At 33.8% G+C, this 3,607-nt stretch carries 7 protein-coding genes; 6 read left to right on the top strand and 1 reads right to left on the bottom strand.

The features are described 5' to 3' along the window. Positions 1 to 54 precede the first annotated feature (54 nt). A complete protein-coding gene (locus tag D8837_RS09010; protein ID WP_125456844.1) occupies positions 55 to 252 on the bottom strand; it encodes a hypothetical protein in 198 nt (65 codons plus the stop codon). Positions 253 to 411: 159 nt separating this feature from the next. Here D8837_RS09010 and D8837_RS09005 point away from each other — a divergent pair, with 159 nt between their 5' ends. From D8837_RS09005 to D8837_RS08980, 6 genes are all read left to right on the top strand, one after another. Next, on the top strand, positions 412 to 1,053 hold the full coding sequence (locus D8837_RS09005) for a peptidylprolyl isomerase (protein ID WP_125456843.1): 642 nt from the start codon (positions 412 to 414) through the stop codon (positions 1,051 to 1,053). 9 nt (positions 1,054 to 1,062) lie between these two features. After that, complete coding sequence (locus D8837_RS09000) at positions 1,063 to 2,148, top strand: toprim domain-containing protein (RefSeq protein ID WP_125456842.1); 1,086 nt, start codon at positions 1,063 to 1,065, stop codon at positions 2,146 to 2,148. Positions 2,149 to 2,198: 50 nt separating this feature from the next. Continuing rightward, on the top strand, positions 2,199 to 2,432 hold the full coding sequence (locus D8837_RS08995; protein ID WP_125456841.1) for a DUF5965 family protein: 234 nt from the start codon (positions 2,199 to 2,201) through the stop codon (positions 2,430 to 2,432). Beyond that, positions 2,429 to 2,812: a DUF5945 family protein gene (locus tag D8837_RS08990; RefSeq protein WP_125456840.1), complete on the top strand. Its 384-nt coding sequence runs from the start codon at positions 2,429 to 2,431 to the stop codon at positions 2,810 to 2,812. Before D8837_RS08995 ends, D8837_RS08990 begins: the two co-directional genes overlap by 4 nt. A 37-nt stretch (positions 2,813 to 2,849) precedes the next feature. After that, positions 2,850 to 3,122, top strand: a complete 273-nt coding sequence (locus tag D8837_RS08985) for a hypothetical protein (protein ID WP_000494442.1) — start codon at positions 2,850 to 2,852, stop codon at positions 3,120 to 3,122. A gap of 67 nt (positions 3,123 to 3,189) precedes the next feature. Continuing rightward, positions 3,190 to 3,607 (top strand): helix-turn-helix domain-containing protein (locus D8837_RS08980; protein ID WP_142999003.1); only part of this gene is annotated, 418 nt, incomplete at its 3' end.

Here is a 3,607-nt window from a genome sequence, read left to right as displayed (position 1 = left end):
GTTGGCGTTTCATAAACTCCAAAACTAAGAAAAGTATGTAAACTTGTTAGATGGTTAAAAAACTTTATCTGAATCTAAATTCGGATAAGGTTTTTTATTAGCCTTGATTCTTTCATATACTTCATAGCTAAATTGGAGCAGTAATTTATGAAAATCATTATCCTCACTGTTATTATTTGTATTTATGGCTTGTTTATGTCGTTCAATATGAGAAAGAGCTCTTCTCAAATTTTCTTCTTTTAAATTTTTCATAGTTACATTATAAGCTGAAGACAGATAGTTTTGATATTTTTCTCTGAACTGTACGATTTTGCTTCTTAAATGTAGGAATCACCTTTTATTATGGTGTGATAAAACTTACAAGTCCTTTTTGTTATTCTTGACCTAGTTTTTATAGAAAGAAGGTCTAAGATGTTAAATAAAGTCAAAACTAAAGCCTTAATTAGTGTTGGAGCAGTGGCTGCAACTAGCTTTATTCTCATGATGGGATATACTGCTGGTCAACACTCGACTGCTAAACAAAGTCGTAAAGAGATTGAATTGGCTGCAGCTAAACTTGTAGAGGACAAACAAGCAGAAGATAAAGCCAGCATTTTGTCATCGGATACTGTAAAAGAATTTTTGACGCAGTACTATACGAAAGAAAAGCTCGGAGAAAATAATACACGTATTCAACCTTATATGACTGAATCGGCTTATTCTCAAGAATTGTCAAGTCAAAATGATGCCATGAACCAAGTGTATAAGGANTATATTTTNGATTATCATTTTGAAAAAGCTGATATCTTTGTCAATCAGACTACGAATCAAGCCATTGCCATGGTCTCATATAATGTAACCTATGTATCCGATTTAAAGAATGCCAACCAATCAAAGACCAATCAGACAGAAACCAGAACGGTTAAATTGTCCTATTCTAAACTACCTGGTAAGTTATTGGTCAATCAAGTACAGGTTTGGAAATCTGGATTAGATGATTTAGATAAGGCCACTCCCAAAACTTTAGAAGAATCATCATCAATACCATCACTGCCAAATACTACGACAAAATGATGATATTGCATGGAAATAGAAGAATGTAAGCAAATTTCAATTCTTGATGTAGCCAAACGTTTAGGTATCTCCTTTAAACAAGTTTCGAGCAGTGTCTATGAACATCCTGAACACGATTCATTCCGAATTTTTTCAACTACCAATACTTTTAAATGGTTTTCAAGAGATATTCAAGGTGATGTCATTGATTTTGTTCGACTTGTTAAGGGAATTTCCTTTAAAGAAGCTCTAGCCTTTCTTTCTGAAGAACCTTTTCAAAAAAAAGCTGTTCAAGAAAAGAGAGAGAGACCATTTTATTATCCTTTAAAGAGAATAGAAGATTCTAACTGTAGTCTGGCCAGATATTATTTAACAGAATGTAGAGGAATTTCAGAAGAAATCGTACAAAAGATGATCCAACAAGGTTTGATAGCACAAGCCAGTTGGAAAACAAATGAAACTGTTGAACCTGTTATTGTTTTTAAAAGCTTTGATCATCGTCACAAACTGCAGGCAGCAAGCTTACAAGGGATATATAAGAATCACTCTCTTCCTAGAGAGAGGTTAAAAACGATTCTAAAAGGAAGCCATGGACATGTTGGAATATCCTTTGATATTGGTCAACCAAATAGACTGGTCTTTTGTGAATCGTTTATCGACTTGATGAGCTATTACGAACTTCATCAAGAAAGTCTATCTGATGTTCGTTTGGTATCTATGGAAGGATTAAAAAGGTCTGTTGTTGCTTATCAAACTTTACGACTGATAGCTGAAGAAAATCAGAAGTTGGAATTTTTAGATACAGTAACACCTTCAAAGTTATTACCCTTAATCAATACAATTCGTGATACAACTACTTATTTTGATAATCATCCAGATTTATTGACACTTGCGGTAGATTGTGATGATGCAGGTAAAGATTTTTCTGATAAGTTATCTCAATCAGGATTTCCTGTTTTACTGGATTTACCTGATAATGAATCTGGGAAAGAAAAAGTAGACTGGAACGATATTCTTCGAGCAAAGAAAGCAGATTTACAATTTATGCTTGAGAATGCAAAAGAGACATTGAGGAATCAACCAGTAAGACAAACATCTCAATGTTTAGAATTGTGATAACAAAATCAAGATGTTTTAGCTAATATTAGAATGAAGGAGGATCGTATATGACCATTATTGAACGCTTAGAAGAAAAGGTCACTAGGCAAGAAAGCAAGGTAGCAAGAGAGACGGAAAAACTAGCTGCTTACAAAGAGCAACTTGAGACAGCGATGTTTGCGACGTTCAAAAGGCGTCAAAGCATTAGTCACATGAGTTTTGAAGAAGCTCTTGACCATGCCTTTGGTAAAGAAAGACAATTCGATAATTCTGAATTTAGAAAGGATGAAATGAGTGAATGACAAAAGATTGGAATTTTAATCAACCATTAGAGAGTAAATCAGAAAATCAAGAAGATCCAGATAAAATTGCGGCCTTATTTGGAAATCATCAAGGAGGTAATGATGTAAATTATGAAGCAGCTTTTCAAAAGCGAAAACAAGCACCTGTGACGGAATCAAATTCTAGTTCTAAACCCAAAGTTACAGAGGTTAGAACAGGAAAAGAGACAGATATCACTACAAGTTATCAGCAACATCTTAAAAGGCTGATTGCAGATAACAATAGCGATATTCAAAGTAGTCAAAAGAAAATTGAAGAGCTACATACGTTGATCGACACAAAGAATAAAAACAATAAGAAATTGCAGTCCATTTATGATGCGATTTCCGAATTACACTAAGCAGTCTTAAAAGGCTGCTTTTTTTGAGAGGTTATAGATGTTTACAAAACTTTTTAAGAAAAACCACGACAATAGTGATGTATTTAAGAAGCTAATTCATAGACTATCTGATATGTCTGTCCAAGATCTTGAAAAAATAGACCGATTGCTAGATATCATTTTCACTCCAGATCAAGGATCAGAAGAACTAAAAACAGAAGCAACTTACAGAGAAGAAACTTTGGATGACACATTAAAAGAAGCTAAGAATCAACTTCATAAGGAACAATTGGAGAAGAATTTAGAGAGATTTAGGAAAAATAGTCAATAACGCACCAATTTTGGTGCATTATGCTTTTTTATGCTATAATTGAATTATAAAAATAAAGGAGTTTGCCATGATTGGAAAGAACATAAAATCCTTACGTAAAACACATGACTTAACACAAGACGACTTTGCCCGAATTGTAGGTATTTCACGAAATAGTCTGAGTCGTTATGAAAATGGAACGAGTTCAGTCTCTACGGAATTAATTGACATCATTTGTCAGAAGTTTAATGTATCTTATGTCGATATTGTAGGAGAAGATAAAATGCTTAATCCTGTTGAAGATTATGAATTGACTTTAAAAATTGAAATTGTGAAAGAAAGAGGTGCTAATCTATTATCTCGACTCTATCGCTATCAAGATAGTCAGGGAATTAGCATTGATGATGAATCTAATCCTTGGATTTTAATGAGTGATGATCTATCTGACTTGATGCAGACGAAGAGCGAGGGAGGAGAAAAGGGGGAGGAAAGAGAGAGAGAGAGGG

It is taken from the genome of Streptococcus mitis, from assembly GCF_003942965.1.
Lineage (GTDB): Bacteria > Bacillota > Bacilli > Lactobacillales > Streptococcaceae > Streptococcus > Streptococcus mitis_BH.
The sequence above is the reverse complement of the archived record's forward strand: the minus strand, read 5'-3'. Positions and strand labels throughout refer to the sequence as shown.